Genomic DNA, 15,105 nt, shown 5'->3' with positions numbered 1-15,105 from the left:
TCCCTGACCGTCGGGCTGGTGCAGCTGACGGTCGGGGACGACCCTGCCCTGAACCTGCCCGTGACGCTTGACCTGATCCGGCAGGCGGCGGCGCAGGGCGCAAGGCTGATCCTGACGCCCGAGGCCACGAACCTGCTGTCGCCCGACCGCGCGCATCAGGCGCGCATGCTGCGCCCAGAGACCGAGGACCCGACGCTGGCCGCGCTGCGCGGCGAGGCGCGTGCGCTTGGCGTCTGGCTGCTGATCGGCTCGCTGGCGCTGAGGACCGATGACGCGGCCGGCCGCTTTGCCAATCGCAGCCTGCTGATCGCGCCGGATGGCGGGATCGTCGCGCGCTATGACAAGCTGCACATGTTCGACGTGACGATCAGCGACACGGAATCCTTTCGCGAAAGTGCCGCCTATCGCCCGGGCGACAGGGCGGTTCTGGCGCAGGTCGACGGGATCGGGCTGGGGCTGAGCATCTGCTACGACCTGCGCTTTCCCCATCTCTACCGGCGGCTGGCGCAGGCGGGGGCGCGCATCCTGACGGTGCCCTCGGCCTTCAACCCCACCACCGGCGCCGCCCATTGGGAGGTTCTGCTGCGCGCCCGCGCGATCGAGACCGGCTGTTTCGTGCTGGCCCCCGCACAATGCGGCACCCATCCCGCGCCGCACAGTCCCGACCGTCCCGCCCGTCGCAGCCACGGCCACAGCCTGGTCGTGGCGCCATGGGGCGAGGTGCTGGCGGATGCCGGAACCGTGCCCGGCGCGGTGATTGTTTCGCTTGACCTTCAGGCGGTTGACAGGGCACGGTCCCGCATCCCCTCCCTGTCCCACGATCGCCCCTTTTCCGGTCCCCAAGGCCATGACGACCCAAGCGCCCAATCCTGAGCATCCCGAAGCCGCCGACCGGCTGGCCGCCAGCCTCTTTGCCGAGCTGCTGATCGCCGAGCAATTGTCGCGCGACCTGATCGGGGGGGCGCTGCCCCGCGGCATGCAGATCTCGCATTTCTCGGTGCTGAACCTGCTGGCGCATGTGAACGAGGAACGCACACCAGCCCAGCTGGCCGAAGCCTTTCACGTCACGCGCGGCGCGATGACGAACACGTTGTCGCGGCTGGAATGGGCGGGGCATATCCATATCCGCCCGGACTGGGACGATGCGCGGCGCAAGTTCGTGTCGCTCAGCCCGGCGGGTCGCGCGGCGCGGGATGCGGCGCTCTCCTCGTTCATGCCGGCCATTGCGGGGATCGTGCGCGATATCGGGGTGGACCGCGTCCGCATGGCGCTGCCCGTCCTGCGCGAATTGCGCCGCCGGCTTGAACAGCACGCCTAACGGCGCGCGGTCAGAAGGTAATTCACCGACAGGTCGCGATCCGACAGCCGCCAGCCGAAGCTGAGCGGGTTGAAGACCATACCTCGCCTGTCCGCCACGCGCAGCCCCGCGCCCTTGACCAAGCCGGCCAGTTCGTCCGGGGTGATGAAGCGCTGCCAGTCATGCGTGCCGCGCGGCAGCCAGCGCATGACCCATTCCGCCCCGATGATCGCGGCGGCGAAACTGCGCGCGGTGCGGTTCAGTGTCGACAGGATCAACAGCCCTCCCGGCTTCAGCAGCGACTGGCAGGTGGCCACGAACCCGGCCGGATCGTTGACATGCTCGATGATCTCGAGCGCGAGGACCACGTCGAAACGCTCGCCCTCGTCCACCAGCGTCTCGGCCGTGGTCGCGCGGTAATCGATGGCAAGGCCCTGCGCCTCGGCATGCAGGCGCGCGACGGCGATGTTGCCGGCGGCCGCGTCCGCGCCCGTGACATCGGCGCCCAGCCGCGCCATCGGCTCCGAGACCAGCCCGCCGCCGCAGCCGATATCCAGCAGCCGCAGCCCCGCCAGCGGCGACTGCGCCTTTTGGTCGCGTCCGAATTCCGCCGCGATCTGCGCGGTGACATAGTCCAGACGCAGCGGATTCATCAGATGCAGCGGCCGGAACTTGCCGTTCGGGTCCCACCATTCCGCCGCCATGGCCTCGAACTTGGCGATTTCCGAGGGATCGACGCTGGCGCCGGTCTGCGACAGTGAGGGGTGCGACATGGGCGGTCCTTCTGGCGGGCGGTTCAGTCTGTCCTTATAGTGGCAGGATGAACCGATTGGCAGGACAAATCACCGCGTCACCTGGTCGCCTGTATTCGGCGGCCGAACCCTTTGCGCGGCACATGATCGAGGTACCGGGCGGCCACAGCCTCTATGTCGAGGAATGCGGCAACCCCAACGGGCGGCCCGTCCTTGTCCTGCATGGCGGTCCGGGCGGCGGATGCAGCCCCTATATGCGGCGTTTCTTCGACCCGTCGCATTACCGGGTGATCCTGTTCGACCAGCGGGGATGCGGGCGCTCGCAGCCCACGGCCTCGGTCATGGCGAACACGACGCAGGACCTGATCGCCGACATCGTGCTGATCCGGCGGCGGCTTGACGTGGCCGGGCGATGGCTGCTGTTCGGCGGCAGCTGGGGCGCGACGCTGGCGCTGGCCTATGCCCAGGCCCATCCCGAACAGGTGGCCGGGCTGATCCTGCGCGGCGTGTTCCTGGGCACGCGGGGCGAGCTGGACTGGTTCTACGGCGGCGGCGCGGCGCGGTTCTTCCCCGAGCTTTGGGCCCGCTTTCAGGAACCGATCCCCCCGGCCGAGCGCGGAGACATGATTGCCGCCTATCACCGCCGTCTGTTCGACGCGGATCTGGGCCGTCAGGGCCGCTATGCGCTGCCCTGGCTGATGTGGGAAAACGCGCTGGCGGGGCTGCAATCCTCGCCCGCCTCGGGGGCGCCCACCGATTATGCCCGCGCCTTCGCCCGTCTGGAGAATCACTATTTCTACAATGCCTGCTTCCTGGACGAGGGGCAGCTGCTGCGTGACCTGCACCGCATCCGCCACCTGCCCGCCGTCATCGTGCAGGGGCGCTATGACATGGTCTGCCCGCCGGTCTCGGCCTGGGAACTGGCGCAGGCCTGGGAGAATTGCGAACTGATCATGGTGCCGGCGTCGGGCCATGCGCTGTCCGAGCCAAATATCAGCGCCGAGCTGGTCCGGGTGATGGACGGCATCCGCGACGACGATCACGAGAAGGAGCGCGCATGACCCTGTTCCCGATCTTCCTGCTGGCCTCGGGCGCCGCTGCGGCGACGGGCATCGTCTTCCGTCCCGGCCCCTGGTATGCGGCGCTGCGAAAGCCTTCGTTCACGCCGCCGAACTGGGCCTTTCCCGTGGCCTGGACGCTGATCTACCTGCTGTCGGCGCTGGCGGCCACGCGGGTCGCGGTGCTGCCCGGCGCGGGCGTCGCGCTGGCCTTGTGGTCGGCGCAGATCGCGCTGAACACGCTGTGGACGCCACTTTTCTTCGGGGCGCGCCGGATGGGGCTGGCGATGATCTGCATGGTCGTTCTGGTCGTGGTGGTGGCGGCGATGACCGTCACCTTCTGGCGGCTGGACTGGGTCGCGGGGCTGATGCTTCTGCCCTATCTGGGCTGGCTGGGCGTGGCCACGGGGCTGAACTGGCGCATCATGCGCGACAATCCCGGCGCGGGCGCCGCGTGATGCGGCTTGCCTTTTGCGCGGCGTTGCGCTAAGGACACGTCCAACAGCGGTGCAGGGGTCCACACCCTGCCCACCGGATCTTCCGCTAGGGGCCTCCGCTGAAGGCCCCTTTTTCACATCCGAGAGGACCCCATGTCGAATGACCTGATCGCCAAGACCGCCATCGACCGGCGCCTGGCCGAGATCATCGCCCCGGTGATCGAGGATATGGGCTACGAACTGGTCCGCCTGCGCCTTCAGGGCGGCAAGACGGCGACCCTGCAGATCATGGCGGACCGTCCCGAGGGCGGGATCAATGTCGATGACTGCGCCGAGATTTCGACGATGGTCAGCGCCACGCTGGATGTCGAGGACCCGATCGAGGACAATTACCACCTTGAAGTGTCCAGCCCCGGCATCGACCGGCCGCTGACGCGCCTCAAGGATTTCGCCACGTTCGAGGGTTACGAGGCGCGGCTGGACCTGAACCAGCCGATCGACGGGCGCAAGCGCTTCAAGGGCGTCCTGGCGGGCGTCGAGGGCGAGGAAGTCCTGCTGAACATCACCGAGAACGGCGAGGAACATACGATCGGCCTGAACTTCGACCTGCTGGCCGATGCCAAGCTGGTCCTGACCGACGAGCTGATCCGCGAAATGCTGCGTCAGAAGAAGGAAGCCGGGATCGAGATCGACAATCTCGACGAATCGGCCTTTGACGCGATCGAAACCGATGACAATGACGGCGCCGAGAACGCCGAGACCAAGGAGTGAGTGGCGATGGCGATCACCTCTGCCAACCAGCTTGAACTGCTTCAGACGGCCGAGGCCGTTGCGCGCGAGAAGATGATCGACCCCGAGCTGGTCATCGAGGCGATGGAGGACAGCCTGGCCCGCGCCGCCAAGTCCCGTTACGGCGCCGAGATGGACATCCGCGTCCGCATCGACCGCAAGACCGGCAACGCCACCTTCACCCGCGCCCGCACCGTGGTCGAGGAAGAGGCGCTGGAAAACTACCAGGCCGAGTTCACCGCCGATCAGGCCAAACCCTATTTCGAGCCTTCCAAGGATGGCCGCTCGGTCTGGGTGCGTGGCGGTCAGGCGGTCACAGATTTCGCCGGTGGCCCGCAGATCGGCGACGTGTTCCAGGAACAGGTTCCCCCGGTCGATCTGGGCCGCATCGCCGCGCAATCCGCAAAGCAGGTCATCCTGCAGCGGGTCCGCGAGGCCGAGCGTGACCGCCAATACGAGGAGTTCAAGGACCGCGCCGGCACGATCATCAACGGCGTCGTCAAGCGCGAGGAATACGGCAACATCATCGTGGATGTCGGCCGCGGCGAAGCAATCCTGCGCCGCAACGAGAAGATCGGCCGCGAGAGCTATCGCCCGAACGACCGCATCCGCGCCTATGTCAAGGACGTGCGCCGCGAGAACCGCGGCCCGCAGATCTTCCTGTCGCGCACCGACCCGCAGTTCATGGCCGAACTGTTCAAGATGGAGGTGCCGGAAATCTATGACGGCGTCATCGAGATCAAGGCCGTGGCCCGCGATCCGGGCAGCCGCGCGAAGATCGCCGTGATCAGCTATGACAACTCGATCGACCCGGTCGGCGCCTGCGTCGGCATGCGCGGCAGCCGCGTCCAGGCCGTCGTGGGCGAGCTGCAGGGCGAGAAGATCGACATCATCCCCTGGAACGAGGATCAGGCGACGTTCCTCGTGAACGCGTTGCAGCCGGCCGAGGTCAGCAAGGTCGTCTTCGACGAGGAGGCCAACAAGATCGAGGTCGTCGTCCCCGACGAGCAGCTGTCGCTGGCCATCGGCCGCCGCGGTCAGAACGTGCGTCTGGCCAGCCAGCTGACGGGTCTGGATATCGACATCCTCACCGAGGAAGAGGAATCCAAGCGCCGTCAGGCCGAATTCAACGCGCGCACCGCCCTCTTCATGGAGGCGCTGGACCTGGACGAGTTCTTCGCCCAGCTTCTGGTGGCCGAAGGCTTCACCGATCTGGAAGAAGTCGCCTATGTCGAACTGGACGAGCTTCTGGCCATCGAAGGTGTGGACGAAAGCACCGCCGAAGAGCTTCAGGCCCGTGCCCGTGACGTGCTCGAGGCGAAGAACAAGGCCGCTCTGGAAAATGCCCGCGCGCTTGGCGCCGAGGACAGCCTCATTGAATTCGAGGGCCTGACACCCCAGATGGTCGAGGCACTGGCCAAGGACGGCGTCAAGACGCTGGAAGACTTTGCCACCTGCGCCGATTGGGAACTGGCCGGCGGCTGGACCACGGTGAACGGCCAGCGCGTCAAGGACGAAGGCCTGCTGGAGCCCTTCGAGGTCAGCCTCGAAGAGGCACAGACGATGGTGATGACGGCACGCGTGCTTCTGGGCTGGGTCGATCCGACCGAGCTTGAAGCCGATGCCGAGGATGATGGCGAAACCGACGAAGAGGAGGCCGGGGCCTGATCGCGCGCCCCGGACGGATGCACCAATTGAGCCGTGGCGGACGTGACAAGGACCGGGACGAACCCGAACGGCGCTGCATCGCGACCGGCGAGACGCAGCCCAAGCGCGGGCTGATCCGCTTCGTGGTCGGCCCCGAGGGGCAGCTTGTGCCCGATCTGGCCGAAAAGCTGCCCGGTCGCGGGATCTGGGTGGCCGCCGACCGCGCCGCACTGGATCGCGCGGCCTCCAAGGGATTGTTTTCCCGCGCCGCGCGTATGCCGGTGACGGTGCCCGAGGGGCTGACCGATCTGGTCGAGGCGGGCGTGGCGCGGCGGCTGGTCGATCTGGTCTCGCTGGCGCGCAAGTCGGGCCGGGCGGTCGCCGGGTTCGAGAAGGTCAAGGGCTGGCTTGCAGAGGGGCGCGCCAAAGTGCTGCTGCAGGCCAGCGACGGGTCGGAAAGGGGCAAGGGCAAGCTGTGGACGCCGACCGGCGGACGCTGGTTCGGCTGCCTGACCGCCTCAGAATTGGGTTTGTCCTTCGGGCGCGATCATGTCATACACGGCGCGCTTGCGGCGGGTGGACTGACGGACAAGGTGATCTTGGAAGCCAGCAGACTGACGGGTCTGCGCGGGCATGACGGCGGCAATACGGCCGCCGGGAAGGAATGAATACGCAGATGAGCGATAACGACGGTAAAAAGACCCTGGGGCTTGGCGGCAGCGGCCGTTCCGGCCAGGTCAAGCAAAGCTTCAGCCATGGCCGCACCAAGAGCGTGGTCGTCGAAACCAAGCGCAAGCGCGTCGTGGTGCCCAAGGCGGGCGCCACGCAGATGACCGACGCGCAGAAGGAAAAGAACCCGCTGACCGCCCGGATGGCTGGCGATCCGTCGAAACGCCCTGCCGGCATCTCGGACGCTGAGATGGAGCGCCGCCTCAAGGCGCTGGCCGCCGCCAAGGCCCGCGAGGCCGAGGATGCCGCCCGCCGCGCCGCCGAGGACAAGGCCCGCGAGGAAGAGCGCGAACGCCGCCGCGCCGAGATCGAGGCCAAGGCCCGCGAAGAGCGCGAGCGCGAGGAAGCCCTGAAGGCCAAGGCCGAGGAAGAGGCCCGCGCCGCCCGCGAGGCCGAAGAGGCCGCCAAGCGCAAGGCCGAGCCGCGCGCCAAGCCCGCCGCCGCCCCCGCCAAACCCGCCGCCCCGGATCAGGCCGCCATCGAGGCCGCCGCCTCGCGCGCCGAGACCAAGGGCGTGGCGACCGGCGCACCGCGCAAGCCCGAACGCGACCGTGTGGAGCGCGCCCCCGAACGCGACCGCGGCAAGACCGCGCGCGACGACAGCCGCCGCACCGGCAAGCTGTCCCTGACCCAGGCGCTGGACGGCGAGGGCGGGCGTCAGCGCTCGCTCGCCGCGATGAAGCGCAAGCAGGACAAGGCCCGTCAAAAGGCGATGGGCGGCAGCCAGCGCGCCGAAAAGCAGGTCCGCGACGTCCAGCTGCCCGAGACCATCGTGGTGTCGGAACTGGCCAACCGGATGGCCGAACGCGCCGCCGACGTGGTCAAGGCGCTGATGAAGATGGGCATGATGGTGTCCATGAACCAGGCGATCGACGCTGACACCGCCGAACTGGTGATCGAGGAATTCGGCCACCGCGCCGTGCGCGTCAGCGACAGCGATGTCGAGCAGGTCATCGACAGCGTCGAGGACAAGCCCGAGGATCTCCGCCCGCGCCCGCCGATCATCACGATCATGGGCCACGTTGACCACGGCAAGACCTCGCTTCTGGACGCGATCCGCAACGCGAACGTCGTCTCGGGCGAGGCCGGCGGGATCACCCAGCATATCGGCGCCTATCAGGTGACGACCGAAAGCGGCGCGGTGCTGTCCTTCCTCGACACGCCGGGCCACGCGGCCTTTACCTCGATGCGGGCGCGCGGCGCCCAGGTGACGGATATCGTCGTGCTGGTCGTGGCCGCCGATGACGCGGTGATGCCGCAGACGGTCGAGGCGATCAACCACGCCAAGGCCGCCGGCGTCCCGATGATCGTGGCGATCAACAAGATCGACAAGCCGACCGCCGATCCGCAGAAGGTTCGCACGGACCTGCTGCAGCACGAAGTCGTCGTCGAGGCGATGTCGGGCGACGTGCAGGATGTCGAGGTTTCGGCCAAGACCGGCAAGGGCTTGGACAACCTGCTGGAAGCCATCGCGCTGCAGGCCGAGATCCTCGAGCTGCGCGCCAACCCGAACCGCGCCGCCCAGGGCGCCGTGATCGAGGCGCAGCTTGATGTCGGCCGCGGTCCCGTGGCCACGGTTCTGGTCCAGCACGGCACCCTGCGTCGCGGCGACATCTTCGTCGTGGGCGAGCAATGGGGCAAGGTCCGCGCGCTGATCAACGACAAGGGCGAGCGCGTCGAAGAGGCCGGCCCGTCCGTCCCGGTCGAGGTGCTGGGCCTGAACGGCACCCCCGAGGCCGGCGACGTGCTGAACGTCGTCGAGACCGAGGCCCAGGCCCGCGAGATCGCCGAGTTCCGTATCCAGCAGGCCAAGGACAAGCGCGCCGCCGCCGGCGCCGCCACGACCCTGGAACAGCTGATGGCGAAGGCCAAGGCCGATCAGAACGTCGCGGAACTGCCGGTGGTCGTGAAGGCCGACGTGCAGGGCTCGGCCGAGGCGATCGTCCAAGCGCTGGAGAAGGTCGGCAACGACGAAGTGCGTGTCCGCGTCCTTCATTACGGCGTGGGTGCGATCACAGAATCCGATATCGGTCTGGCCGAAGCCAGCAAGGCCCCCGTCATCGGCTTCAACGTACGGGCCAACGCGCCGGCCCGGAACTCGGCCAACCAGAAGGGTGTCGAGATCCGTTATTACTCGATCATCTACGATCTGGTCGATGACATCAAAGCCGCCGCGTCGGGCCTGCTGTCCGCCGAGGTTCGCGAGAACTTCATCGGCTATGCCCAGATCCGCGAAGTCTTCAAGGTCACGGGCGTCGGCAAGGTCGCCGGCTGCCTTGTCACCGAGGGCGTGGCACGCCGTTCGGCAGGCGTGCGTCTGCTGCGCGACAACGTGGTGATCCACGAAGGCACGCTGAAGACGCTCAAGCGCTTCAAGGACGAGGTCAAGGAAGTGCAATCCGGCCAGGAATGCGGCATGGCCTTCGAAAACTATGACGACATCCGCCAAGGCGATGTCATCGAGATCTTCGAGCGTGAAGAGGTCGAACGCACGCTGTAAGCCGTGCCGATCACGTCGAAAGGGGGCCGCGGTTTCGCGGCCCTTTTTGGTATCGCGAACCCTCATGGCACCGCTGCACCCCTTGCGCATGAAGAAGGGCGGCATGCCCCCCGCATGCCGCCCTTGGAATCTCTTAGCCTTTGCAGGCAGGCTCACTTGCCGACGGGGCGCCCCTCAAATGTCCGGCTTCCGACGCGCACGAGGATATTGCCGTTGGCTGCGGCCCCTTCGAAAACGCCTTGAATCGATATGTACTGTCCGATCGAGATGGTGCGAATCATGTCAATCCTCCTCTGCGCCCACAGGATCAGGTTGTCACGAATTGGTTAAAATTCCACTAAGCCCAGAGGCAACCCACCTGCGATTTAGGCAGCATTCGAACGAGTTCCAAGGGAACTGCGACATTATAGCCACATTTTCAGCACGGGGATCAGCGGCACATCGGCAGGCGGCATGGGGTAATTGCCAAGATCTGCTGCCTTGACCCAGGCCAGCCGCTGCCCTTCGCGCGGCTGGGGGATGCCCTTCCACTTGCGGCAGGCGAAGACCGGCATCAGCAGGTGGAAACTGTCATATTGGTGGCTGGCAAAGGTCAGCGGCGCGAGGCACGAGGACCAGGTGTCGATGCCCAGCTCCTCGTGCAATTCGCGGATCAGGGCGGCTTCGGGGGTCTCGCCCGGCTCGACCTTGCCGCCGGGAAACTCCCACAGGCCGGCCATCGACTTGCCCTCGGGGCGCTGCGCGAGCAGGATGCGGCCATCCACGTCGATCAGCGCCACCGCCGAAACCAGAACCGACTTCACGAGCGGTAATCCGCGTTGATGTCGATGTAGCCATGCGTCAGGTCGCAGGTCCAGACGGTGCGCGCGCCCTGCCCCAGCCCCAGATCGACCCCGATCCGCAGATCCTGGTTCTTCATGTAGGCGCTGGCCGCTTCCTCGTCATAGGAAGGGTCGCGCCAGCCGTCGCGCGCCAAGACCATGTCGCCGAAGCGGATCGTCAGACGGTCGCGGTCGGCCTCGGCGCCCGATTTGCCGATGGCGGCGACAATGCGGCCCCAATTGGCGTCCTCGCCCGCGATGGCGGTCTTGACCAGCGGCGAATTGGCGATGGCCATTGCCACGCGATGCGCGTCGGCCGTGTCGCGCGCGCCGGTCACGGCGATCTCGACGAACTTGGTCGCGCCCTCGCCGTCGCGCACGACCAGATGGGCCAATTCGCGCATCACGCCATGCAGCGCCGCGACAAAGGCCTGCCCGGCGGCGCTGCCCAGATCGGTGATCGGCGCGGCCGTGCTGCGCCCCGTCGCCGCCAGGATCAGCGCGTCCGAGGTTGAGGTGTCGCTGTCCACGGTGATCGCGTTGAAGGTCGTGTCCAGCCCCGAGCTCAGCGCCCATTGCAGCAGGTCGGCGGGGATCGCCGCGTCGGTGAAGACATAGACCAGCATCGTCGCCATGTCGGGCGCGATCATGCCCGACCCCTTGGCGATGCCGGTGATGCGGATCTCGCCACCCTCGCCGGGCAGGGTCGCGAAAGCGCCCTTGGGGAAGGTGTCGGTGGTCATGATCGCGCGCGCGGCCTCGGCGGCGCCTGCGGCGTCCAGCCGGCCGGCCAGATCGTCGATCACCGCGATGATCCGGTCATGGGGCAGCGGCTCTCCGATCACACCGGTCGAGGACGAGAAGACCCGCCCCTGCCCCAGCCCAAGCGCCCGTGCGACGGCCCCGGTCACCGCATCGACCGATTCCTGGCCGCGCGCGCCGGTAAAGGCATTGGCATTGCCCGAATTGATGATGATCGCGGCGCCGTCCGGCGCGTCGCCGCCCGCGGCCAGCTTGGCCTGGTTGTCCAGAACGCAGGCAGCGCGGGTCGAGGATCGCGTGAACGCCCCCGCCAGCGTGCTGCCCGGCGCCACGCGGATCAGCGTGACGTCGGTGCGGCCCTGATACTTGATGCCTGCGGCGGCGCTGGCGAATTCGACGCCCTCGATCACCGGCAGGTCGGGAAAGCGCGCCGGCGCCAGCGGCGAAACGGGAAGCCCGGCCTTGCCCATCACTCGGCCTCCAGCAGGGTGGCGTCATTGATCAGCGCGGGGTCGATGTCTTCGACGCGCTGGACCTCGGCCTCGGAGACGAGGCGCTGGATCTCGGCCTCGACAGTCTCGCGCAGGACCATCTGCGAAAGCTGGTCGCGGATCTCGGCCAGTTCGGGCGCCTCGCGCAGGCGCGTTTCCGACAGCCGGATCACATGCCAGCCGAATTCGGTCTGGACCGGGTCCGAGATCTCGCCCGGCTGCAGGGCGGCCACGGCCTCGGCGAAGGGGGGCACCATCTGATCGGCCGAGAACCAGCCCAGATCGCCGCGGTTGGGCCCCGAAGGCCCGGTCGAATGCTGCTCGGCCAGATCGCCGAACTCGGCCCCGCCGTCCAGCTGGGCCTTGATCTCGGCCGCCTCTTCCTCGGTCTCGACCAGGATATGGGCGGCGTTGTATTCGGTCGTCGGCTCGGCCTCGCCGAACAGGCGGTCATAGGCGGCGGCGATCGCCTCGTCCGAGGGCTCGGCCTCGGCCAGGCGGCTGACGGTGGCGGTGGCCATCGCGTTGCGGCGCTGCAATTCGATCTGGGCGCGCAGACCGGCGCTGTCCTCGGCGGCCTCGGCCACGGCGGTCTGGCGGATCAGCTGGTCCAGCATCATGTCCCACATTGCCTGATCGGGCAGTTGCTGCGCCATCGGGTCGGTCATCGACTGGCGCATCAGGATCATCTGGCCCAGGGTGATGGGCTGTCCGTTCACGGTTGCGACCACGCGGTCGGCCCCGCTTTCCTCGGCCAGAGCGGCGGGAGCAAGCGCCCCGAGCCCCATGGCCAGTGCCAGACAAGACGCCTTCAGCATGTCGCAACCCCTTGCAGATCACGGCCCGGACCGCGTCGACGGGCCGGGCCAACATTGACAGTCAGGCATGCGGGGCCTACATCCCGGAGCAACTCCGTGGAAGGCGCCGCCGCCGCGTTTCGTTCAGGCCCCTGATACGGCAATGCCGCCGGTGCGGGCAAGTGGCCCGCGTCACAGGCGCCTTTCCCAACAACGTGATTGCGAAGGTGACATGCTCGGCATCGGAAATCTGGCGAAAATGGTCTTTGGCACGCCCAATGACCGCAAGGTCAAGGGAACGCGCCCGCTGGTCGCGCGCATCAATGCGCTGGAGGCCGAGTTCAAGGCCCTGTCCGATCAGGGACTGATCGACAAGACGCGCGAATTCCAGAACCGCGTGGCGGGCGGCGAAAGCCTTGACGACATCCTGCCCGAGGCCTTCGCCAATTGCCGCGAGGGCGCGCGCCGCGCCCTGGGCCTGCGGGCCTTCGACGTGCAGCTGATGGGGGGGATCTTCCTGCATCAGGGCAACATCGCCGAGATGAAGACCGGCGAGGGCAAGACCCTGGTCGCCACCTTCCCGGCCTATCTGAACGCGCTGTCCGGCAATGGCGTGCATGTCGTCACCGTCAACGATTATCTGGCCAAGCGTGACGCGGAATGGATGTCCAAGGTCTATGCCCAGCTGGGCATGACCTGCGGCGTCGTCTACCCCTTCCAGCCCGAGGACGAGAAGCGCGCCGCCTATGCCTGCGACGTGACCTACGCCACCAACAACGAGCTGGGCTTCGACTATCTGCGCGACAACATGAAGGGCTCGGTGGCCGAGATGGTCCAGCGCGGCCACAATTACGCCATCGTCGACGAGGTGGACAGCATCCTCATCGACGAGGCCCGCACGCCCCTGATCATCTCGGGACCGTCGCAGGACCGGTCGGAACTCTACCGCGTTCTCGACCAGTATATCCCGCTGCTGACGGACGAGCATTTCAAGCTGGACGAGAAGGCCCGCAACGCCACCTTCACCGAAGAGGGCAACGAGTTTCTGGAAAAGCGCCTTCAGGCCGACGGCATCCTGCCCGAGGACCAGACGCTCTACGATCCGGAATCGACCACCATCGTCCACCATGCCAGCCAGGCCCTGCGCGCGCACAAGCTGTTCCTGAAGGACCAGCACTACATGGTCCGCGACGGCGAGGTGATGCTGATCGACGAATTCACCGGCCGGATGATGAAGGGCCGCCGCCTGTCGGACGGCCTGCACCAGGCGATCGAGGCCAAGGAGGGCGTGGACATCCAGCCCGAGAACGTCACCTTGGCCAGCGTGACCTTCCAGAACTATTTCCGCCTCTATGCGAAACTGGCCGGGATGACCGGCACCGCCGCGACCGAGGCCGAGGAATTTCAGGAGATCTACAAGCTGGGCGTGGTCGAGGTTCCGACCAATCGCGGCATCGCGCGGATCGACGAGCATGACCGCGTCTACCGCACCGCGCAGGAAAAGTACGCGGCCGTGGTCGAGGCGATCCGCGAGGCGAATGCCAAGGGCCAGCCGATCCTGGTGGGCACGACCAGCATCGAGAAATCCGAGATGCTGTCCAACCTGCTGACCAAGGAAGGCATCGCGCATAACGTCCTGAACGCCCGCCAGCACGAGGCAGAGGCCCAGATCGTCGCCGATGCCGGCAAGCCCGGCGCCGTGACCATCGCCACCAACATGGCCGGCCGCGGCACCGACATCCAGCTGGGTGGCAATGTCGAAATGAAGGTGATGGAGGCGCTGAAGGCCGATCCCGACGCCCATCCCGACGAATTGCGCGCCCGGATCGAGGCCGAACACGCCGCCGACAAGCAGAAGGTGCTCGAGGCGGGCGGGCTGTTCGTTCTGGCCACCGAGCGCCATGAGAGCCGCCGGATCGACAACCAGCTGCGCGGCCGTTCGGGCCGTCAGGGCGATCCGGGCCGGTCGCTGTTCTTCCTGTCGCTGGAAGACGACCTGATGCGGATCTTCGGCTCTGACCGCCTGGACAAGGTGCTCTCGACCCTCGGCATGAAAGAGGGCGAGGCCATCGTGCACCCTTGGGTGAACAAGTCGCTGGAGCGCGCCCAGGCCAAGGTCGAGGGGCGCAACTTCGACATCCGCAAGCAATTGCTGAAATTCGACGACGTCATGAACGACCAGCGCAAGGCCATCTTCGGCCAGCGCCGCGAGATCATGGACAGCGAGGAGCTGGGCGAGATCACCGCCGACATGCGCCACCAGGTCATCGACGACCTGGTCGAGGATTTCATGCCCGCCAAGACCTATGCCGACCAGTGGGACGCCGAGGGCCTGAAGACGGCTGTCCGCGAGAAGCTGAACATGAACCTGCCCGTCGTCGAATGGGCCGAGGAGGAGGGCGTCGATCAAGAGGTGATGCGCGAGCGGATCACCGAAGCGACCGACCGCTACATGGCCGAAAAGGCCGCCGCCTTCGGCCCCGAGACGATGAAGACCGTCGAAAAGCAGGTCCTGCTGCAGATGATCGACCAGAAATGGCGTGACCACCTGCTGACGCTGGAACATCTGCGCTCGGTCGTGGGCTTCCGCGGCTACGCGCAGCGCGACCCGCTGTCGGAATACAAGACCGAGGCCTTCCAGCTGTTCGAGACGCTGCTGGACAGCCTGCGCTTCGACGTGACGCAGCGCCTGTCGCAGATCCGTCCGCTGACCGATGCCGAACGCGAAGAGATGCTGCGCCAGATGGCCGAACAGCAGAAGGCTGCGCAGGACCGCCTGACCATGGCGCATGGCGCGGACAGCCAGTCTGCCTCGGACGCGGACAAGCCGGTGCCGCTGGTCGAGGGCTTCGACGAGAACGACCCCGGCACATGGGGCAACCCGTCGCGCAACGATCCCTGCCCCTGCGGTTCGGGCAAGAAGTTCAAGCACTGCCACGGCGCGTTCTGACGCCGCCGCAGCACGGATTGCGTCCCGCGACGGGATCGCGCCCGCCGGGCGGGGACGAGCCCCGCCACGGCCGGG

At 67.1% G+C, this 15,105-nt stretch carries 14 protein-coding genes; 9 read left to right on the top strand and 5 right to left on the bottom strand.

Annotated features, from left to right (window positions below; all coding sequences use genetic code 11):
• The first annotated feature begins 3 nt into the window (after positions 1-3).
• Positions 4-873 (top strand): carbon-nitrogen hydrolase family protein, encoded by an 870-nt coding sequence (locus QAR72_RS07755; RefSeq protein ID WP_304616825.1) that lies wholly within the window; start codon positions 4-6, stop codon positions 871-873.
• Positions 848-1,318 (top strand): MarR family winged helix-turn-helix transcriptional regulator, encoded by a 471-nt coding sequence (locus tag QAR72_RS07750; protein WP_304616796.1) that lies wholly within the window; start codon positions 848-850, stop codon positions 1,316-1,318. Before QAR72_RS07755 ends, QAR72_RS07750 begins: the two co-directional genes overlap by 26 nt.
• Here QAR72_RS07750 and ubiG read toward each other — a convergent pair.
• Complete coding sequence (gene ubiG, locus QAR72_RS07745; protein WP_304616795.1) at positions 1,315-2,070, bottom strand: bifunctional 2-polyprenyl-6-hydroxyphenol methylase/3-demethylubiquinol 3-O-methyltransferase UbiG; 756 nt, start codon at positions 2,068-2,070, stop codon at positions 1,315-1,317. The genes QAR72_RS07750 and ubiG overlap by 4 nt on opposite strands.
• A 47-nt stretch (positions 2,071-2,117) precedes the next feature.
• Here ubiG and pip point away from each other — a divergent pair, with 47 nt between their 5' ends.
• The 6 genes from pip to infB all read left to right on the top strand — a co-directional run bounded on the left by pip (position 2,118) and on the right by infB (position 9,209).
• Entirely contained in the window at positions 2,118-3,110 is a 993-nt protein-coding gene (gene pip, locus QAR72_RS07740; RefSeq protein ID WP_304616794.1) for a prolyl aminopeptidase, read from the top strand.
• Entirely contained in the window at positions 3,107-3,565 is a 459-nt protein-coding gene (gene tspO, locus QAR72_RS07735; protein ID WP_304616793.1) for a tryptophan-rich sensory protein TspO, read from the top strand. Before pip ends, tspO begins: the two co-directional genes overlap by 4 nt.
• 132 nt (positions 3,566-3,697) lie before the next feature.
• Positions 3,698-4,315: a ribosome maturation factor RimP gene (gene rimP, locus QAR72_RS07730; protein WP_304616792.1), complete on the top strand. Its 618-nt coding sequence runs from the start codon at positions 3,698-3,700 to the stop codon at positions 4,313-4,315.
• Between the two features lie 6 nt (positions 4,316-4,321).
• Positions 4,322-6,001, top strand: coding sequence for a transcription termination factor NusA (nusA, locus tag QAR72_RS07725; protein WP_304616791.1), 1,680 nt, complete (start codon positions 4,322-4,324; stop codon positions 5,999-6,001).
• A 26-nt stretch (positions 6,002-6,027) separates the two neighbouring features.
• Positions 6,028-6,648: an RNA-binding protein gene (locus QAR72_RS07720; RefSeq protein ID WP_304616790.1), complete on the top strand. Its 621-nt coding sequence runs from the start codon at positions 6,028-6,030 to the stop codon at positions 6,646-6,648.
• Between the two features lie 8 nt (positions 6,649-6,656).
• Positions 6,657-9,209, top strand: a complete 2,553-nt coding sequence (gene infB / locus QAR72_RS07715; RefSeq protein ID WP_304616789.1) for a translation initiation factor IF-2 — start codon at positions 6,657-6,659, stop codon at positions 9,207-9,209.
• 152 nt (positions 9,210-9,361) lie between these two features.
• Here infB and QAR72_RS07710 read toward each other — a convergent pair whose 3' ends face one another.
• The 4 genes from QAR72_RS07710 to QAR72_RS07695 all read right to left on the bottom strand — a co-directional run bounded on the left by QAR72_RS07710 (position 9,362) and on the right by QAR72_RS07695 (position 12,101).
• Positions 9,362-9,490, bottom strand: coding sequence for a hypothetical protein (locus tag QAR72_RS07710; protein ID WP_304616788.1), 129 nt, complete (start codon positions 9,488-9,490; stop codon positions 9,362-9,364).
• 123 nt (positions 9,491-9,613) lie between these two features.
• Positions 9,614-10,012: an 8-oxo-dGTP diphosphatase MutT gene (gene mutT, locus QAR72_RS07705; protein ID WP_304616787.1), complete on the bottom strand. Its 399-nt coding sequence runs from the start codon at positions 10,010-10,012 to the stop codon at positions 9,614-9,616.
• Positions 10,009-11,262, bottom strand: coding sequence for a bifunctional glutamate N-acetyltransferase/amino-acid acetyltransferase ArgJ (gene argJ / locus QAR72_RS07700; protein WP_304616786.1), 1,254 nt, complete (start codon positions 11,260-11,262; stop codon positions 10,009-10,011). The genes mutT and argJ overlap by 4 nt, the downstream gene beginning before the upstream one ends.
• Positions 11,262-12,101 carry a peptidylprolyl isomerase gene (locus QAR72_RS07695; RefSeq protein WP_304616785.1) on the bottom strand — a complete coding sequence of 280 codons (840 nt, stop codon included), beginning with the start codon at positions 12,099-12,101 and terminating at the stop codon, positions 11,262-11,264. The genes argJ and QAR72_RS07695 overlap by 1 nt, the downstream gene beginning before the upstream one ends.
• Before the next feature lie 211 nt (positions 12,102-12,312).
• Here QAR72_RS07695 and secA point away from each other — a divergent pair, with 211 nt between their 5' ends.
• Positions 12,313-15,030, top strand: a complete 2,718-nt coding sequence (secA, locus tag QAR72_RS07690) for a preprotein translocase subunit SecA (RefSeq protein WP_304616784.1) — start codon at positions 12,313-12,315, stop codon at positions 15,028-15,030.
• Positions 15,031-15,105 lie beyond the last annotated feature (75 nt).

The organism is Paracoccus sp. (in: a-proteobacteria) (assembly GCF_030604785.1).
GTDB lineage: Bacteria > Pseudomonadota > Alphaproteobacteria > Rhodobacterales > Rhodobacteraceae > Paracoccus.
The sequence above is the reverse complement of the archived record's forward strand: the minus strand, read 5'-3'. Positions and strand labels throughout refer to the sequence as shown.